This window comes from Rhizobium gallicum bv. gallicum R602sp, assembly GCF_000816845.1.
Lineage (GTDB): Bacteria > Pseudomonadota > Alphaproteobacteria > Rhizobiales > Rhizobiaceae > Rhizobium > Rhizobium gallicum.
Map to the genome: position 1 here is coordinate 716,333 of NZ_CP006880.1, position 18,190 is coordinate 734,522.

Consider the following 18,190-nt stretch of genomic DNA (forward strand, 5'->3'; position numbering starts at 1 on the left):
AATCTTCTTCCGGCCCGCTATTTCCTCAGCGGCTAGTTTGGCGCAGGATCAAATCCGGTCGGATCGTTATCACGCCCACGCTGTCTGAAAGCGACCCGTCCAGGACGTCGATAATGAGCCGCGCCGTTTTTGCTCCGATGTCGGCTGCAAAGGCATTGATCGTTGTCAGACTGGGAACGCAAATCGCGCCGATCTCGTAATCGCCGAAGCCGCCGATGGCAATCTGGTCCGGCACCGCGACGCCGCGCCGTTGACATTCGGTAAGGGCGCCGAAGGCCGAAAGATCAGAAACGCAGATGACCGCTTCGGTATCTGGGAAATGCTCCAGCAACCGGCCCATCGCATTCGCGCCCTCGCGCATTGAAATCGGCGGCGGCCCGGCGGCAATCAGACGTGTCGCGTCCAGCCCGTGATCCTCCATCGCGGTTATGAAGCCGGCCCGCCGATCGCTGCCGCGCGTGTCGCGATCGGCATCACCACCAATGAAGGCGACCTTTCTATAGCCGACAGTGACAAAATGATCGATCATCTCGCGCACCGCCGATGCGTTGGAGAACCCGACCACGTGTCCAATCGGGTCTTCCGGAAGATCCCAGGTTTCAATGACGGGGATGCCGGCATTCGACAGGAGTTTTCGGGCTCGCGATGTATGTTTGCCGCCCGTGACCACGATTGCTTCGGGCTTGCGCCGCAAGAGCTGCTCAATCAGCCGTTCTTCTTCACGAACGTCGTAGTTTGTGTAGCCGAGCAGAACCTGTAAGCCCTTATCTGACAATCCGTCCGACAGCGCCCGCACCGTATCGGCGAAATTAGCATTGTTGATCGAGGGGATCGTAACGGCCACGAAGTCCGTGCGCTGTGATCGCAAATTGGAAGCCGTGCTGTCGAAGACGTAACCAAGCTCCTCGGTTGCGCGTCTGACAGCCTCGCGTGTCTCTTGGCTGACGGAGGTGTCGCGCTTGAAAGCACGCGACACCGTCATCGGCGACACGCCTGCCATGCGGGCGACATCTGCCATGGTTGGTGGTTTACGAATATTGGGCATCTGCATCCATGTTATCGTTACCAGATCCATACAACCGGCTTTACGCATGATTTGCAAGCAGGTTGTGACTTGCCCCGTTCAACGGACAGCCGATGCTTTGGGTCGCCCGCTTGCCGGTAGTCGAACAGCCGAGAGATTAGCTCGCCGCCACGGCGTCGAGCTTAGAGCGGGAATTCGTTTGCCTGGGTCACATGATGATGGATTCGCCCGTCAAAAAAACGTGCCAATACTTCTTCCGTCGCTGCCTTTGCCGCGGTGCGGGCTGGACTTGCAAGCGCGGTCTCGACTGTTGCGAGATCGGGATAGTTGATCGCAAGGATCATCGGAATTTCCGGCGCTCCTTCATCGCGGGCATCGGCGAAGGTTACCCGGACATCGAGGGCGCCCGGAAAGGCCTTCCATTTCGGCAGGATGTCGTTGAGCACTGCGGCCCGAAACGCCTCCGTTTGACCGTCCTTCACTTTTCCTTCGAAGAGGGCATAGCGTGTTATCATTGTACGATGTCCTTGTTGGGTCCCTTGAAAAATTCCATCAGGGCGGCCTGGTCCTCACCGCCGAGACCGGCGGCAGTCAGCATGCGGTGAATTTCGGCGCACAGCGCCGTCAGCGGCATGGCGGTGTTGGTGCGACGGGCGAGATCCTGCGCCCCGCTCAAATCTTTGACCATGTTGTCGATCCGGCCGGTGCGACGATAATCTTTGACGACAAAGCGCGGCATGTATTCTTGCAGGATTGCGCTGTCGGCCCGGCCGCCTTTCAATGCCTGCGGAATCTTTGCCGCATCCACGCCAGCGTCGAGGGCCAACTGCGTCGCTTCCGCCACGGCCAGAAAATTCAGCCCGCAGAGAACCTGGTTGATCAGCTTCGTTGTCTGGCCGGCGCCGGCAGGCCCCATATGGGTGTAATTCGAGGCAACGTGCCGCAGCACCTCGTAGGCATCAGCGACGTCTTGTTCCTTGCCGCCGGCCATAAGCGTAAGCTGTCCGACCAATGCCTTGGGCGCGCCACCCGACAGGGGACTGTCGACCCAGCGCAGGCCCTTTTGCGCCGCCTCGCACGCCAGGGCCTTCGTCGCCTCCGGATCGATCGAGGACATGTCTATGATGACAGTTCCGGGCCTGGCGCCGCCTGCAACGCCGCCTTCGCCGAAGACGGCGAGGCGGACGATTTTCGCCGAGTTGAGGCTGAGGATGACATAGTCCGAGCCGCCGGCTGCTTCCGCCGCGCTTGCCGCCGGCAGAGCGCCTTTGTCGACCAACTCGCGCATCTTGGCCGCGTCAGGATCAAAGACCGTCAAATGAACCCCGGTTTCGAGGAGCCGCGTTCCAATGGCGCCGCCCATCGCGCCGGCACCGATCAATGCAACCTTGTTCGTCATGTTTTCACTCCTTCCAATTGCGTGACGATTGCTTCGACGATCGCGCCGAGCGGTCGGTCGATATCCACGCTGAACGCGTTTTCGCCCGCGTCTGGTGGTTCCAGCGCTGCGAACTGGCTCGTCAGCAGGCCGGCCGGCATAAAATGACCTTTTCGTGCATTCATTCGCGCCTTGATGACTTCGGGCGTACCGGCAAGATGAATGAAGGTGATTGTCTCTCCGGAAGTTTGCGTGATGTGAGCGCGGTAAGCTCGCTTAAGCGCCGAACAGCCGACGATCTGCGGCCCTTCGGACTTGGCAAGAGTCTGGCCCACGAGCGTCAACCATGGCCAGCGATCCTCATCGTTCAAGGCCATGCCGCGGCTCATCTTGTCGATGTTCGCAGACGGGTGAAGATCGTCGCCGTCGAGATATGCCGCCCCTAATCGTGCGGCAAGTGCGGCCCCGACCGAGGACTTGCCGCACCCCGCAACCCCCATCAGCACCATTCGCTGCCGAACCTCAAAGAGAGGCCGTAATGCCACCGTCAACATAAAGCACATGTCCGTTCACAAATGAGGATGCGTTGGAGGCGAGGAACACGCAGGCGCCGACGAGTTCGTCCACCTTACCCCAGCGGCCGGCCGGCGTGCGCTTTTCCAGCCATGCGGAAAAGGCGGAATCGGCAACCAATGCGGCGTTCAATGGGGTATCGAAATAGCCGGGCGCAATGGCATTGCATTGCAGCCCGTATTTGGCCCAGTCGGTCGCCATTCCCTTGGTCAGGTTGCCGACGGCGCCCTTGGTCGCCGTGTAGGGTGCAATGCCGGGACGCGCCAATGCAGTCTGTACGCTGGCGATATTGATGATCTTGCCTGCTTGGCGTTTGATCATGTGTCGTGCGACCGCCTGGCCAACGTTGAAAACTGTTGAGATATTGGTCCGCATGATCTGCTCGAACGCGTCCGCCGGAAAGTCCTCGAGCGGAGTGCGATGCTGCATTCCCGCATTGTTTACGAGGATGTCGATCGCACCGATCGCTGCTTCGAAGCCATCCACCGCTGCGCGAACGGCCCCATGATCGGTCGCGTCGAATGCCAATTGATGCGTGCTGCCACCGAGGCCGCTGGCGGCTTCCGCAAGTTTTGCAGCGTCGCGGCCATTGAGCACGATTTCGGCACCGGCATTGGCAAGACCGCGCGCAAGGGCAAGGCCGATCCCCTGCGACGATCCCGTGACGAGGGCTCGGCGGCCCGTCAAATCAAACAAGTCCTGCCCCATGGTTTCCCTCATTTTTTGTCTCGACATTCGCAATGCCCATCTTTATGTTATCGATAACATTAATTGTCAAGGGACGGAGACACCGAAATGAGCAAACCCCAGATCCTTCAAGTCGGCCCCTATCCGGAATGGGACGAAGTGCCTCTGAATGCTGCATTTTCGGTTCATCGCTACTTCGAGGCCTCCGACAAGTCGGACTTTCTTGCTGCTGTCGGCCCCAATGTCCGGGCGATTGCCACGCGAGGCGAACTCGGCGCCAACCGGGCCATGATCGAAGCCTGCCCTTCACTCGAGCTGATTTCAGTCTATGGGGTTGGTTTTGATGCCGTCGATCTGGCGGCTTGCCGGGAACGTGGCATCCGCGTCACCAACACACCGGACGTGCTGACGAGCGACGTAGCGGATCTTGGCGTGGCGATGATGTTGTGCCTGTCGCGCGGCATGATCGGCGCGGAAAGCTGGGTAAAGGACGGAAGCTGGGCGGCAAGGGGGCTCTACCCGCTGAAGCGTCGCGTGTGGGGCCGCCGCGCCGGCGTACTCGGCCTTGGCCGGATCGGCTATGAAGTGGCCAAACGCCTTCAGGGCTTCGATATGCAAGTCGCTTATTCCGATGTGGCGCCAAAAGATTTCGCTGCCGATTGGAAATTTATCGCCGATCCGGTAGCGCTCGCGGCGCATTCGGATTTCCTGTTCGTCACTTTGGCCGCTTCTGCAGCCACCCGCCACATCGTCGGCCGCGAGGTAATTGCGGCTCTCGGCGAGGAGGGGATGTTGGTCAATATCTCCCGCGCTTCCAATATCGATGAAAATGCCCTGCTTGATGCACTCGAATGCGGTGCGCTGGGCTCCGCCGCCCTTGACGTGTTCGAAGGTGAGCCGAAGCTCAACCCACGTTTTCTCGCCCTCGACAATGTGCTCTTGCAGCCACACCACGCATCTGGAACCATCGAAACACGCAAGGCCATGGGACAGCTTGTTCGTGACAATCTCATGGCGCATTTTTCCGGTCAGGCCCTGCTGACCCCGGTTCTTTAAGGAGCGCGCCGATGAAAGCCATCGTCATTCACGGACCGAAAGACCTGCGTATCGAGGAGCGCCCGATCGAAGCGCCAGGACCCGGAGAAGTGCGCCTGCGCCTTGCCACCGGTGGCATCTGCGGCAGCGATCTGCACTATTACAATCACGGCGGCTTCGGCGCAGTCAGGCTGCGGGAGCCGATGATCCTTGGTCACGAGGTGTCAGCGTATGTGGAAGCACTCGGCTCGGGCGTTGAGGGATTGAAATCGGGCCAGCTCGTCGCTGTTTCTCCGTCCCGGCCGTGCCGATCCTGCCTATACTGCCAGGAAGGGCTTCACAATCAGTGCCTCAATATGCGGTTTTATGGCAGTGCCATGCCTTTCCCGCATGTCCAGGGAGCATTTCGAGAGGCCCTCATCGCCGATGCCATTCAGTGCGTGCCGGCCGACGGCCTTACCCCAGGCGAAGCGGCGATCGCAGAACCCCTGGCCGTTACTCTTCACGCTACTCGCCGGGCCGGAGAAATATTGGGTAAACGGGTTCTGGTGACCGGCTGCGGGCCGATCGGCCTTCTATCGATCCTCGCAGCCCGCCGTGCTGGCGCTGCCGAAATCATCGCAACGGATCTGTCGGATTTCACACTGTCGCTGGCTCGCAAGGTCGGCGCGGACAGGACAATCAATATGGGAGACGAGCCGGATGCGCTGACCCCTTACGCAGCCCAAAAGGGCTCATTCGACGTCCTGTACGAGTGCTCCGGTGCCGCGCCTGCCTTGGTTGCCGGCATCGCTGCTCTTCGTCCGCGCGCCGTGATTATTCAGCTTGGTCTTGGTGGAGACATGAACCTCCCGATGATGGCGATTACAGCCAAGGAGCTGGATCTGCGTGGTTCCTTCCGCTTTCACGACGAGTTTGCGACCGGTGTCGGACTGATGCAAAAGGGGCTGATCGACGTGAAGCCGCTGATTACCCACACACTTCCCCTATCCGACGCTGTGACGGCCTTCGAACTGGCAACTGATAGGAGCCAGGCGATGAAGGCGCAGATTGCCTTTAATTGACACCAGTCGCAACCCGCGTCCGGCGGTCCGAATAAGAATGGCCCGGTAAATCTGGGAGAAGAACGCAATGTCATGTTTCGAAGTGCTTGATCCGCTGTTTGGCACCTATGTGCTCCCCAATGCGCCGGTCAAGCAGATCGCCACCGGCTTTGACTGGGTCGAGGGCCCGGTCTGGTTCGGCGACGCCGGATGCCTACTGTTCTCGGACATTCCGAATAATCGCATCCTTCGCTGGTCCGCGGGCGCTGGGGTATCGGTATTCCGAGCGCCGTCAAACTTTGCCAATGGCAATACGCGCGACAAGCAGGGCAGATTGGTGACATGCGAGCATGGAACGCGGCGGGTGACACGGACGGAACTCGACGGTTCCGTCACTGTAATTGCCGACAGCTACCGGGGCAGGCGGCTAAATTCCCCTAATGATGTGGTGGTAAAATCGGACAATTCGATCTGGTTTTCCGATCCGCACTACGGGATCATGACCGACTACGAGGGCTTTCGTGCCGAGCAAGAACTGCCATGCCACGTCTACCGGGTGGAGGCCCCCGGAAAGATCGAAGCCGTGCTGACGGATTTTGCCTGCCCGAACGGCCTGGCCTTTAGTCCAGACGAATCTCGCCTTTATGTCGCTGATACCGGGCGGATGTTCAGTTCAGATCCGCGGCATATCCGGGTCTTCGATGTTTCGTCCGACGGTAGGCTTGTCGGCGGAGAGGTGTTTTGCGCCATCGATCCCGGATGCGCGGATGGTTTTCGGATCGACGATGAAGGTAACCTGTGGTCTTCGGCAGCCGATGGGGTACACTGCATCGCCCCGGACGGTCATCTGATGGGCAAGATCCTCGTCCCGGAGCTTGTGTCGAACCTTTGCTTCGGTGGTCGCGCAAAACATCAGCTCTTGATCGCTGCGACAACGAGCATTTATGGAATCGTCATCAACCGAAGAGGCGCTCAAGGTCCGTGAGTTCACCCGATAGCGCGATCAAATCTGAAATCGAACACTACGGTTTTCAGTTCGAACCTCTTCAAGGCGATTTTGCTGGTGCATTTGTCTCGCACACCGCGGTTGAAGCTGCCTGTTACGCCCCAAACGACCTTAGATCAAAGCAGTCCAGTGGTGCAGCCGACCGCTCGTCGCCTCATGTCGACAAACCTCTCCCCTGAAGAGTACCGCAGCCATTGCCTCTTCGAAGCCTCAAGAAGCCACCGGGGCACCCACGAATGCGAAATAGAGCCAGGCAATCGCAAACAAAGCAAGCACGCCGAGTACAATGAGAATCTTACGAAGGCGGGGATCTCGCTGACGGGGCGGCCTGGGCTTGCGAAACTTGATGATATTGTCGTCCATCACGCAGCCTTAGCGCGATTGCCGGGCGAAGTGCAAGTCGATCGAATTCCGCCACCTCTCCTAGAGCTGCGTCAAATCCGGGCTCAGCCCAGTCTCTTCGGCGCACGCTTTCCACTGCTTCGTATGAAATCCGCCGCGAGAAAAGCTGCCCACCAATATTTAGCGGCAGGTATTGATCTGCCCGGTCGTAATTGCTGCGCACATCAGATCGTAGGGCGCTTTGCAGTTCTGCCCGAACCGATCAGGGCTGAGCAGTTCTGCGCGTGGGAGTGGGAATTGCAGATCAACACGTTAAAGATCACTGCGTCCAGCAGCCCCTGCGGAAGAGACGAGATCGGCGACGCCATAAAGGTCTGTGGTAGCGTGACGCCGGATCCACCTGCCGCATTCTCATATTTCTGCGATGGGAAGTATGGAGCCTGTTGATTTATATATCGGTGTGCCTGGGCGGCTCGAGTTTGTCGGCAGATCCTTGCCAGCCCGCCTGGAGTTCGCGACTGAGGGAAGACCACGACGAGCGGGAATTCGTGCCGACCAGCCAGGAGGTCGAAACCGATAGCAAATGCTTCTCATCGAAGTCGCGACAGCCAAGGTAAAGACGAAGAGGCCGTGCGTCGTCAAGAGATCGATAACGCCACCATGAGCGCCGCGGCCCAGAACAGGGCCGACAGTTCAGCTGCCACCATGAAACCAACAGCGGTATCGCTCATAATCTAAACCCTCCTTAGGCAACCTCCATTGCTGAAAGGAGACTATAGGGCACAGCTGGAGGTTCGGCTACCCAATGGGTGTCAACTATTCGTCGAGCAATCGAATCAAGACCCGGCCGGGAGGGACGAGTTTGGGACGACTTCATGTAAGCAGGGAGTACATCAGAACGCCGACGGAACCCCAGAAAACAACCATTACGAGTGACATCGCAATCACGAAGATCTTTGCCATAGCGAAAAATTCACAACCCGCTCGCGTGCAAACATACTGTAGTTGCCGAAAGGTGGTATCGGCACGAAGTCTGAGAAACGGTCGGACTTTGGTCCGATATTCGCCCGACTGGGCCTGACGGTGTTTCGGAGTGGCATTGAGCCCATCTCCATGAAGGACCGTGGCAAACTGGCAGCCGAAATCCTAAAGGAAAGGGCCGGGCGACACGCGCACCGGCCCTTCCTGATCAATCGACGACGGCTGCCAGTACATCCGTGGTCAGCCGTCAGTACGAATTTGATGAATCCATGATAGCCTCTTCGACGAGAAGCGCTATTACCCAAGGGTAGTACTTTTGGCGGACTTGCGGTCGCCACCCCCACTGGTCGAGGGAGGGCGCATCGGGGATGGGCACGGGAACGTTCTCATCGGTGCCCGACAGTGTGCTCTGACCGCACACGCGCCGGGCGCAGCTATCCTGGGCGCAGAACAGGGCGGAACATTGGGCCGGGATCGAAAGACACGCCGGTCATTGAAGCGAACGGACCGGGCGATTCGGGAGGGACACCTCTTCAAGAACTACCTAGATTGGATCAATCGACAACGTTTCCACACTGGCACAATCTCATTTTAATTCCCTGAGGCGCAAAGGAGAGATCATGAATAAAGCCGTTAATGCGAAGGAGCCAAGTGCAGTCGACATAGAAGTTGGAAGGCGAATCCGTATGCAACGACGGGTGCTGGGCATGAGCCAGTCAGCGCTTGCTGAACGGGTCAGTGTCACATTTCAGCAGGTGCAGAAATACGAGAAGGGCAGCAACCGGGTGGGGGCGAGCCGGCTTCAGGGCATTGCCGACTGTCTGAACGTGCCTGTTTCATTCTTTTTTGAAGGAATGGCGGGAGCGGATGAAAGTGAACCAGGTTTAGTGAAGGGCATGGACGATCTGACGGGATTTATTTCCACCGCCGAGGGGCTCGCGCTAAACCGCGCATTCCTTGCTGTAAAAGACGCCAGAATACGGCAAAAGATCGTGGGTTTGGTAAAGTCGCTTGCGTCGCTGGAAGGCGACGACTGATGCTCACGAATTCCAAGAACAGGATGTTTCCGGTTCACTTCGGTTGAAAAACCGACAACAGCAAGATGCGGTGGTTGGGCCGGAGGCGAGGCGACAGCCGGGCAATTGACGTGGCCTGGCCGCCTTCACCTAGTTTTCGCCGCTTAAGCAGGACCGATCATTAATCCTCACACCCTTTGATCCGGGCGACTTTGCCGCCAGGAGAAAGACCGAAATGACAAACGACCGGCATGGCGGGCGTGTAGGTAGCAGTGCCCCTCAACTCGAGGCGTGCCCCATCCTTGGAAAAAGTCATTTCCGGCGTGCCTATGCTGTAGAAGCCACCTTTAACCAGTACCACGGAGTGGACGATTTGGGCGTCATCTGTTTCAGTCGGCACCGATTTCCATTCCACCACGACGCGCGACGATACATGCTCAAAGCCCTGGTTCACAACGATGACGCGGTAACTTCCTTCGCCGACGCCGTCTTCTTGCCAATGTCCGCCTTCAACGACAGACACGACATTCGTGTCTACGAAGGTTTCGGCGAATGCCGCGTTTGCCACGAGCAGTAAAATGCCCCCACATAACCTCGGGATCGTTGGGTATACGCCGCCCACGCAATTACCGTTCATCATCATTGCCAACACAAGAATACCTTTCGGAGAAAGGCCTGATCCTAGCACGATCAAGACGCCTCGCGAACAGCGATTGCGCCTCGCCTGGCAGAGGATCCAAATCAGCTGCCGTCGACCACGCACGAGCAGCGGACCCTTGACCGTCGCGCCCGCCTCCTGTCTGCTGACGCTGCCATTCGACCCGGGTGAGGGGACGCCAAGAGGTGGAAAAGACCGACAAAACGATGGAGGACGCCGACAGCAATGCCATTGATGCATGGAAGGCTGGGCTCGATCCGACGACGCGCAAACGGGCGCTGAAGCTTCTGACGAAGGAAGTGGATGATATCCTTCTGCCGCTCGGCTTTGTCCGGCAAGGGGTCCGCTGGCATCGCACCGGCTGGTTTGCGACGACGTTTGTCGAGATCCAGAAGAGCCGCTATGGCAATGCCTGCTTCATCAACTTCGGCCGAGACGCGAGGGTTGCCGACTGGCGCGCGCCGAGCTACCGCGACAACACGCATTGGCGGATCGCATCGCTCGCGCACAGGGACGCCGCCTGCCGGCTTGACCAGCTTCCCTATGCCGAGCTCGATGGTGTTTCGGACCTGCGTCTCGAGGTGGTCTGCCTCCTGCGTAACGGGGCAGCGCCCTTCCTGGAGCAGGCGCAGGGATTGTTTGGTTCTCTCCTGCGGCCCCGGCGATCCGTTGAAGATGAACTCCGCCGCAGGCCCGCTGCTGTTTTCCGACGCGTGCTGTCGGCGCTGCTGTTCGGTCGCGACGACAACAGGGGGGCGCCGGGAGCGGCCACTGATCTTTTCGGCCTCAACTTTCTTTCTGATTTGTTCGAGCGGATGTCTTATAGCGACTTTGGCGGATGATGCAGTCCGCAGAACCATCTGAGAATTAGGCCGAGAGCGAATGACGCAGCAGTTCGATCTGTTTGATGCTAACGGGGCAGCACCTGCAAAGGGCGCAGGCTCATCGACGAAGCGCCGTTCACCGACTGCGTTGAGCGAAGATGATATGGTGCGGCAACTCCACGAGACTGGCCGCTACCGTATCCTGACAAAACTCGAGCCACGTTTGGTGATCACGGCTGCGCGACCCGGATTTCCGCTGACAGGCGTGATCATCGACACTGAAACAACCGGCCTCAATCATCGCAAGGACGAGATTATTGAGATTGGCGCGGTCGCGTTCACATTCGATGAGACCGGCAATATCGGCGATGTCATCGGCGTCTATAGCGCTCTTCAGCAGCCCAGCGTTCCAATCCCGGAGGAGATCACACGTCTCACAGGTATCTCCCACGACATGGTGGCCGACCAGATGATTGATCTTTGTCAGGTTCGTGCCGTCGTCGAGCCTGCTGATCTGGTAATTGCCCACAATGCCGGCTTCGACCGGCCGTTCTGCGAGGCCCTTTCACCAATCTTTGCCGGAAAAGCCTGGGCTTGTTCGGTCTCTGAAATCGACTGGGCGTCGCGCGGCTTTGAAGGAACAAAGCTCGGTTATCTGATTGGGCAGGCCGGTTATTTTCATGAGGGCCACCGGGCGGTTGATGACTGCTTTGCTCTCCTTGAGGTTCTCGCGGAGGGTGGAGGAGAGGCGGGGCGAACACCATTTGCCGAGCTCTATGAAGCAAGCCAGCGATCACGCGCCCGCATTTTTGCGGAAAACAGCCCCTTCGACATGAAGGATCAATTGAAAGCACGCGGCTATCGCTGGTCGGATGGCAGTGACGGCCGTCCGAAATCCTGGTGGGTCGAGGTTGCCGAAGACGCACTTGATGACGAACTGCGCTATCTGCGTACGCAAGTCTATCGCTGGGATGACGCAGATCCACCGATCAAGCGTCTCACCGCCTTTGACCGCTTCAGGGCGGCCTGACATCTGCTCGGTGCGCATCGCCCATGGCTGGACGGTCGATCCGCGACTGGGTTTGCGCCGGAGCATCTGGCCAACTGACGAGAGAAACTGCGGTCCTGGGCCGCAGCTTCTGCCCGCAATCGCTTCGGCGAAGCGATGAAGGCTGTCCAAAATAGCTGCGAGCCCCGGGGCGCTTGCCAGAACACCGGCGCTGGGTCTGCGGCGCCTGCTTCCTGTCAATCGTGTCGTCGCAAGAAAGCCGAAACCGTCTCCAGGCAGAGTGCCTTCTCTTCCACATGCGGCATGTGGCTCGACTGCTCGAAGAGCACCCATTCGCATCTCTCAATGTGGTCGAGATAGGGCTTGACGACCAGCGGGGTCGCCTCATCGAACTTGCCCGAAATCAGCAGCGTCGGGGCCTCGATGAGCGCCAGCCTATCTTCGATGGTCCAGTCCTTCATCGTGCCGATGACATGGAACTCCGTTGGGCCGTTCATGTTGCGGTAGACGGTGTTGTCCTCGTCCATGATGGCGAAGGTGCGTGCGACTTCCGGCGGCCAGGGTACGACGCGGCAGACATGGCGATCATAGAAGACTCGCGAGGCGGCGATATATTCGGGGTCGGTAATCGTTCCGGCCTGCTCGTGCTCTAAGAGCGTATCCTGCACCTCCTGCGGCAGTTCCTCGCGCAGCCGGTTGGCCTCAGCGACCCAGGTACGCATGTTGGCGGGGGAATTGGCGATGACGAGCGCCTTCAGGCCCCTCGGCCGGCGCACGGCATGTTCCGCGCCGAGCATGCCGCCCCAAGACTGGCCGAGCAAGGCGTAGCGGTCGTGAATGCCGACCTGCTTCAGGAGCGCATCCAGCTCTTCCAGGAAGAGCGCCGGCGTCCAGAAATCCGGTCCTTTTTCCCGCAGGCGGGTGGAATTGCCGTTACCGAGCTGGTCGTAGTGAATGACCGGGCGGCCGTCGATCTCGGTAATCCCGGTGAAGGAATCCACATAGTCATGGGTGCAGCCAGGACCGCCATGGGCGACAACGAGGGGCAGCTTGCCGCTGTCGAGCGAGCCGGTGATGCGATACCAGGTCTGGTACTCGCGAAAGGGCAGAAAGGCTTCCTTCGACGCAATTGCGGCCACATGGATCTCCATTCAGATTCGAGGTGTCACCGCCGCCTTTGCGCGCCACGAGTGACACGCGACGCTGCGGTGAGCAATTGAGAAAGCATAGCGTGGTGCTTTAGAGCGCGGCAGCTATCACAAGTTATAGGATGAGCGCTCTTCAAGAAGGCGATAGTGGGTGGCGCGAACCACGGCCTGCGTGCGGTTCTTGGCGCCGAGCTTCTTGGCCGCGGCGGTCAGATGCATGACCACCGTCGGCACCGAGCGGTCGATGACGCGCGAGATTTCCTTGGCGGAGTACCCTTCGGCCGAATAGCGCAGGCATTCGCGCTCCCGTTCCGTCAGCCTGGCCTTGCCGACATGGAAGACGTCGGCATCGAAGAGGTTGTAGGCCGCTTCATGGAAGACATGGGCGAGCAGATTGAAATCGGCGATATAGCGCAGGGCGTGCCGCTCGAATTCCTTGTTGCCCCCGAAGCGGATGCCGGTGACTGTGGCATAGTCACCGCGCGGCATATGAATGGGCACCGTCACGCCAGTCGACATATCCCTTTCGCTCAGATAGCGGGCGACGGGCGCGGTATCCTCGGTCATGAAGCGGCGGATCAGCGTGTCGGCGTCGGCATCATAGCTCCAGAAGAAGGGTGTCGAGGTGCGAAGTGCGACCTGCTGCACCGGGTCGATGCGGAAGTAGCCGCGGTTGAACCAGTAGTCATGCATGTCGCCGCAAATGTTGCGAAGCTTCAGCAGCGACGGAAGCATGATCGCGCCGTCGAGATCGTAAGCCACCGGGGTATAGTCATATATCAGCGCTTCGAAGCCGATTGCCTTCATGGCCTCGAAGATCTGATCGATGCGGCCATCCAGTGTCTGATGAACCGTAAACTGGCGTCTGATGGTTTCGATTTCGTCAAGCATCGGCTGACTCCGGATCGTATTCCCTGGCGACCCTATCACTTCTTATAGCTGGCGCGGATCGTCGTTTGAGATAAAAATTTAGACATGCTCAAATATTGAGCAAAGAGAATCTTCGCCGGAGTGGTCAATGTGGCGTGAAATCGAACCCGAGGCGCGACACCAAATCGGAGTCGATGGCTATAAGGTCGTCGCCTATAGCTTCGGCTCCGGCCCCGAGACGATTTTTTGCCTGAACGGGGGGCCGGGACTGCCCTGTGACTATCTGCGCGATGCGCATTCCTGTCTTATTGACAAAGGCTATCGCGTGGTGGCCTTCGACCAGCTCGGCACGGGCGCTTCAGACCGCCCGACCAGTCCGGCGCTGTGGACGATCGGCCGCTATGTCGAGGAGACGGAGACGGTGCGCAAGGCGCTGGGGCTCGGCAAGGTGCACATGCTCGGCCATTCCTGGGGCGGTTGGCTGGCAATCGACTATGCGCTCACTTACCCAGAAAACCTGCAGACGCTGATCCTCGAAGATACGGTCGCGGACATGCCCCATCTCATTACCGAGCTGGAGCGGTTGCGTGCGGCGCTCGGCCCCGAGACAGTTGCCATGATGCAGAAGCATGAGGCGCAGGGCACCTACGACCATCCGGAATATCTCGCAGCCATCACTATTTTGAACTACCGGCACGTCTGCCGGTTGCCGGAATGGCCGGCGCCGGTGCGCCGGTCGCTCAACGACTGGAACTTGGGGCCATATAGCACGATGCAGGGGCCGAACGAATTCCTCTATATCGGCAACCTCAAGGATTGGAACCGTATTCCCGACCTGCCGCGCATCACCGTGCCGACACTGATCACCACGGGCGAGCACGACGAACTGACCCCGGCCTGCGCACTGAAGATGAAGCTCGCCATTTCGAATGCCGAACTCAAGGTCCTTGCCAATGCCAGCCACATGCCCTTTTACGAAAACCCCGCAGACTACTATCCAGCGCTGATCGATTTCTTGTCACGACACAGGCGGAACTGATGCAAAGAATGGCGACCGACATCCGAACAATACGGAGGCGCTGGCATCGCCATGCATCGCTATAGGTTCGTTCTCACCCGACCCTTGCAATTTTTGCCCGTCATTTTCGGCATCAGCGTCATCACCTTCATTCTGGTGCGGCTGATCCCCGGCGATCCGGCACGCAACTTGCTCGGCTCGCGCGCCACGCCGACGGCGATCGCCAATATCCGTGCCCAGTACGGCCTCGATCAGCCTATGTGGCTACAATATTTGTATTTTCTGAAAAACCTCGCCGATGGCGAGATGGGCAAATCGATTCTCTACAAGATCGACGTGCTGAGACTGATCGTCACCCGCATCGAGCCGACTGTTGCGCTCGTCGCCTCCAGCGTCATTCTGTCGATACTGATCGCCATGCCGATGGCCGCGATTGCCGCGCGCAATGCCGGCAAGGCACCCGATCATGCGGTGCGTATCGTCTCTACCTTCGGCATCGGATTCCCGCCCTTTTGGCTCGGGCTGATGCTCATCATCCTCTTCAGCGTCGAGCTCGGCCTGCTGCCGGTCTCAGGCTATGGCGCAACAATCGGCGACAAGCTGGCGCATCTTATCCTGCCCAGCTTAACCGTGGCGCTGTCGCTCTCGACCGTTCTGACGCGCAGCCTCAGGGCGGCGATGATCGAATCTCTTAAATCCGACGTGGCGACGGCAGCGCGCGCCCGCGGTATGCCCGAACACATCGTCTTCTGGCGCCATGTCGTACCGAATTCGCTGGTGCCGACCGTCAATCTTCTCGCGGTCAATATTGGCTGGCTCATCGGTGGCTCCGTCGTCGTCGAGAGCGTCTTTGCGATTCCCGGCATGGGACAGCTTCTCGTGCGCGCCATCTTCTCGCGCGACTATATGGTGGTCCAGGGCGTTGCCATGGTTTTCGCCTGCGCCACCGTGCTCGTCAATTTCGTCGCCGATATCGTCACCGTTGCGATCGATCCGAGGGTAAGGCTATGAGCGTCGATACCCTCTCTTCAGGCTCCGCCGGCTGGCGGACGATCTTCAGCAAACACTTGATGCTTGTGACCGGCGCCGGCATTTTGCTGTTCTTCGTCCTGCTGGCGACAAGCGCGCCGGTTCTGGCACCCTATGACCCAATCCTTCAGAACGGCGACGCCCGCCTGCAGGCGCCTTCGCTTCTGCATCCGTTCGGTACGGATAATTTCGGTCGCGACGTGCTTTCCCGCGTCATCTGGGGCACACGGATCGACCTGCAGATCGCGCTGATCGGCGTCGCTTTCCCCTTTCTCATCGGCACCGCGGTTGGCACCATCGCCGGCTTTTTCGGTGGCATCGTCGATGCGCTGTTCATGCGGCTCGTGGATATCATCCTCGCCTTTCCCTTCCTGGTGTTGATGCTATCGATCATCGCCATCCTCGGACCGGGGCTCGGCAGCTTTTACATCGCCATGGCACTGGTCGGCTGGGTTTCCTATGCCAGGCTGATCCGGGCGCAGATGCTGGTGCTCAAGAACAGCGACTATGCGGTGGCCGCCGTCAGCCTCGGTTTTTCGCGGATGCGCATCATGTTCCGACACCTGCTGCCGAATGCGATTGCCGGCTCGATCGTCTTTGCGATGTCGGATGCGGTGTTGGTGCTGCTCAGCGGGGCGGCCGTCAGCTATCTCGGCCTCGGTGTGCAGCCGCCGCTCGCCGAATGGGGTGTTATGGTGGCGGAGGGCCAGAGTTTTATCACCACGGCCTGGTGGATCACCCTGTTTCCCGGGCTTTCCATCGTCTGCCTCGCTTTCGGCTTCAGCATGCTCGGCGATGCGCTCGGCGAACGGCTCGGAGTAGGCGAATGAGCGCATCCGTTCTTTCCGTCCGCGACCTGACCGTCAAGGCGCATCTCGACAGCGGGGTCCGCGTTCTGCTCGATGCGGTGTCGCTTGATCTCGCAAAAGGCGAAATTCTGGGTCTCGTCGGCGAAAGCGGCTCCGGCAAGAGCCTGTTCTGCCGCTCGCTCGTCCGCCTCCTGCCCTCCTCGCGACTAACGATCGAGACAGGCATCGTGCTTCTGGAGGGCCGTGATCTCACCGCCGTCACCGATGCTGAGATGTTGAGCGTACGCGGCCGTGAAATTGGCATGATCTTCCAGAACCCCACCAGCCATCTCGACCCGGTCATGCGCATAGGCGACCAGATCGCTGAAGGCATCCGCTATCATCAGGACCTCAATGCGCGCGATGCGCGCGCGGCCGCCGTCGAGATCCTGGCGCAGGTCGGCTTTCCGGATCCCGTTCGGCACTTTGACAGCTATCCGCACGAATTTTCGGGCGGCATGCGCCAGCGCGCGATGATCGGCGTGGCGCTTTCCTGCAATCCGAAAATCCTGATCGCCGACGAGCCGACGACGGCACTCGACGTCACCATCCAGGCACAAATTCTCAACCTTCTGATGGATCTGCGCGACAAGCGCGGGCTGTCCATCATTCTCATTACCCACGATCTCGGCATCGTGGCACAGACGTGCGACCGTATCGCCGTTATGCGTAATGGCAGGTTGCTGGAGGAAGGCCCGAAGCGGGCGATCCTCTCCCACCCGAAAGACCCCTACACGATCAATCTGATCCACAGCCATCCGTCCATGCCAGAGATTGGCGTCTCCGCCGGGAGCGAGACGGTGCGCTCAACAGGAGCGTTGAAGCCGCTTCTTGAGGTCGACGACTTGCACGTGCGATTTCCGTCCGTCGGCAGGCTCTTCAAAGGAGCTGCCGGCAAGGCCGTCAGCGCAGTTTCCGGCGTCAGCCTGATAATCATGCCGGGCGAGACGGTCGGGATCGTCGGCGAATCCGGAAGCGGCAAAAGCACGCTTGCCCGCGCCGTCCTCGGCCTGACGCCGATCTCTTCCGGCCATGTCAGTTTCGACGGCATTGACCTTGCCCAGCAGAGGAGAGCGGGACTGGCTAAGCTGCGGCGGGAGACGGCGATGGTCTTCCAAGACCCATTCAACGCCCTGAACCCGCGGTTGACGATCGGCCAGACGCTGGCTGAGGTGCTGACGGTGCAGGCCACGGTCGCCAAACTCGACATTCCGGCACGCATCGGCGAATTGCTCGACCTCGTCGGGCTCGACCGCGAATTCGCACACCGAAAGCCGCGCAGCATGAGCGGCGGCCAATGCCAACGGGCCGGAATTGCGCGGGCACTGGCTGTAAATCCGAAGATGATCGTTGCCGATGAATGCGTGGCGGCGCTGGACGTGACCATTCAGGCGCAGATCATCGGCCTGTTCCGGGATCTGGCGGCCAAGATGGACCTGACGTTGATCTTCATTGCCCATGACCTGGCGACGGTGCGCCGTCTCTGCACACGCACCGTCGTCATGTACCGCGGCGAGGTGGTCGAGGAGGGGCCGTCCGAAGAGGTTTTTTCGCGGCCGAAGCATGCCTATACCGCCGCGCTGATCGCGGCGATCCCAGATATCGATCCGGATAAGCCCCGGCTCAAAGGCGTCGAACCGAAGCCGGGCGAACCGATCCAAACCATCAAACGCATGCCATAACAACGAAGGGAACGACATC

19 protein-coding genes are annotated in these 18,190 nt (G+C 59.5%); 11 read left to right on the forward strand and 8 right to left on the reverse strand.

Annotated features, from left to right (window positions below):
* Positions 1 to 25: 25 nt before the first annotated feature.
* The 5 genes from RGR602_RS26645 to RGR602_RS26665 form a co-directional block, all read right to left on the reverse strand.
* On the reverse strand, positions 26 to 1,045 hold the full coding sequence (locus RGR602_RS26645) for a LacI family DNA-binding transcriptional regulator (RefSeq protein WP_040116497.1): 1,020 nt from the start codon (positions 1,043 to 1,045) through the stop codon (positions 26 to 28).
* A gap of 161 nt (positions 1,046 to 1,206) precedes the next feature.
* Positions 1,207 to 1,539 (reverse strand): hypothetical protein, encoded by a 333-nt coding sequence (locus RGR602_RS26650; protein ID WP_040115024.1) that lies wholly within the window; start codon positions 1,537 to 1,539, stop codon positions 1,207 to 1,209.
* A complete protein-coding gene (locus RGR602_RS26655; protein ID WP_040115025.1) occupies positions 1,536 to 2,423 on the reverse strand; it encodes an NAD(P)-dependent oxidoreductase in 888 nt (295 codons plus the stop codon). The genes RGR602_RS26650 and RGR602_RS26655 overlap by 4 nt, the downstream gene beginning before the upstream one ends.
* Positions 2,420 to 2,911: a gluconokinase gene (locus tag RGR602_RS26660; RefSeq protein WP_040115026.1), complete on the reverse strand. Its 492-nt coding sequence runs from the start codon at positions 2,909 to 2,911 to the stop codon at positions 2,420 to 2,422. The genes RGR602_RS26655 and RGR602_RS26660 overlap by 4 nt, the downstream gene beginning before the upstream one ends.
* A 13-nt stretch (positions 2,912 to 2,924) precedes the next feature.
* A complete protein-coding gene (locus RGR602_RS26665; protein WP_040115027.1) occupies positions 2,925 to 3,683 on the reverse strand; it encodes an SDR family oxidoreductase in 759 nt (252 codons plus the stop codon).
* An 87-nt stretch (positions 3,684 to 3,770) separates the two neighbouring features.
* Between RGR602_RS26665 and RGR602_RS26670 the strand changes: the two genes are divergently transcribed.
* The 5 genes from RGR602_RS26670 to RGR602_RS26685 all read left to right on the forward strand — a co-directional run bounded on the left by RGR602_RS26670 (position 3,771) and on the right by RGR602_RS26685 (position 9,106).
* Positions 3,771 to 4,718, forward strand: a complete 948-nt coding sequence (locus tag RGR602_RS26670; protein WP_040115028.1) for a 2-hydroxyacid dehydrogenase — start codon at positions 3,771 to 3,773, stop codon at positions 4,716 to 4,718.
* An 11-nt stretch (positions 4,719 to 4,729) separates the two neighbouring features.
* On the forward strand, positions 4,730 to 5,761 hold the full coding sequence (locus RGR602_RS26675; protein WP_040115029.1) for an L-idonate 5-dehydrogenase: 1,032 nt from the start codon (positions 4,730 to 4,732) through the stop codon (positions 5,759 to 5,761).
* Positions 5,762 to 5,828: 67 nt separating this feature from the next.
* Positions 5,829 to 6,725 carry an SMP-30/gluconolactonase/LRE family protein gene (locus RGR602_RS26680; protein ID WP_040115030.1) on the forward strand — a complete coding sequence of 299 codons (897 nt, stop codon included), beginning with the start codon at positions 5,829 to 5,831 and terminating at the stop codon, positions 6,723 to 6,725.
* A 177-nt stretch (positions 6,726 to 6,902) separates the two neighbouring features.
* Positions 6,903 to 7,535, forward strand: coding sequence for a hypothetical protein (locus tag RGR602_RS37690; protein ID WP_166677351.1), 633 nt, complete (start codon positions 6,903 to 6,905; stop codon positions 7,533 to 7,535).
* 1,154 nt (positions 7,536 to 8,689) lie between these two features.
* Positions 8,690 to 9,106 carry a helix-turn-helix domain-containing protein gene (locus RGR602_RS26685; RefSeq protein WP_040115031.1) on the forward strand — a complete coding sequence of 139 codons (417 nt, stop codon included), beginning with the start codon at positions 8,690 to 8,692 and terminating at the stop codon, positions 9,104 to 9,106.
* Between the two features lie 160 nt (positions 9,107 to 9,266).
* Here RGR602_RS26685 and RGR602_RS26690 read toward each other — a convergent pair whose 3' ends face one another.
* Positions 9,267 to 9,779, reverse strand: coding sequence for a hypothetical protein (locus RGR602_RS26690; protein ID WP_170250277.1), 513 nt, complete (start codon positions 9,777 to 9,779; stop codon positions 9,267 to 9,269).
* A 149-nt stretch (positions 9,780 to 9,928) separates the two neighbouring features.
* Here RGR602_RS26690 and RGR602_RS26695 point away from each other — a divergent pair, with 149 nt between their 5' ends.
* Together RGR602_RS26695 and RGR602_RS26700 are read left to right on the forward strand one after the other, a co-directional pair.
* Positions 9,929 to 10,585, forward strand: coding sequence for a DUF4304 domain-containing protein (locus RGR602_RS26695; protein ID WP_040115033.1), 657 nt, complete (start codon positions 9,929 to 9,931; stop codon positions 10,583 to 10,585).
* A 40-nt stretch (positions 10,586 to 10,625) separates the two neighbouring features.
* Positions 10,626 to 11,597, forward strand: coding sequence for a 3'-5' exonuclease (locus tag RGR602_RS26700; protein WP_040115034.1), 972 nt, complete (start codon positions 10,626 to 10,628; stop codon positions 11,595 to 11,597).
* Between the two features lie 215 nt (positions 11,598 to 11,812).
* Here RGR602_RS26700 and RGR602_RS26705 read toward each other — a convergent pair whose 3' ends face one another.
* Together RGR602_RS26705 and RGR602_RS26710 are read right to left on the reverse strand one after the other, a co-directional pair.
* Positions 11,813 to 12,727 carry a proline iminopeptidase-family hydrolase gene (locus RGR602_RS26705; protein ID WP_040115035.1) on the reverse strand — a complete coding sequence of 305 codons (915 nt, stop codon included), beginning with the start codon at positions 12,725 to 12,727 and terminating at the stop codon, positions 11,813 to 11,815.
* A 105-nt stretch (positions 12,728 to 12,832) separates the two neighbouring features.
* On the reverse strand, positions 12,833 to 13,615 hold the full coding sequence (locus tag RGR602_RS26710) for a LuxR family transcriptional regulator (RefSeq protein ID WP_040115036.1): 783 nt from the start codon (positions 13,613 to 13,615) through the stop codon (positions 12,833 to 12,835).
* 127 nt (positions 13,616 to 13,742) lie between these two features.
* On the opposite strand from RGR602_RS26710, the gene RGR602_RS26715 reads away from it, so the two are divergent.
* From RGR602_RS26715 to RGR602_RS26730, 4 genes are read left to right on the forward strand one after another with little or no spacing between them, the layout of a single operon-like run.
* On the forward strand, positions 13,743 to 14,633 hold the full coding sequence (locus tag RGR602_RS26715; protein WP_040115037.1) for a proline iminopeptidase-family hydrolase: 891 nt from the start codon (positions 13,743 to 13,745) through the stop codon (positions 14,631 to 14,633).
* A 51-nt stretch (positions 14,634 to 14,684) separates the two neighbouring features.
* The gene (locus RGR602_RS26720; protein WP_040115038.1) at positions 14,685 to 15,623 is read left to right on the forward strand and encodes an ABC transporter permease; all 939 of its coding nucleotides are present in this window, start codon (positions 14,685 to 14,687) and stop codon (positions 15,621 to 15,623) included.
* A complete protein-coding gene (locus tag RGR602_RS26725; protein ID WP_040115039.1) occupies positions 15,620 to 16,471 on the forward strand; it encodes an ABC transporter permease in 852 nt (283 codons plus the stop codon). Before RGR602_RS26720 ends, RGR602_RS26725 begins: the two co-directional genes overlap by 4 nt.
* Positions 16,468 to 18,171 carry a dipeptide ABC transporter ATP-binding protein gene (locus RGR602_RS26730; protein ID WP_040115040.1) on the forward strand — a complete coding sequence of 568 codons (1,704 nt, stop codon included), beginning with the start codon at positions 16,468 to 16,470 and terminating at the stop codon, positions 18,169 to 18,171. The genes RGR602_RS26725 and RGR602_RS26730 overlap by 4 nt, the downstream gene beginning before the upstream one ends.
* The last annotated feature ends 19 nt before the right edge of the window (positions 18,172 to 18,190 follow it).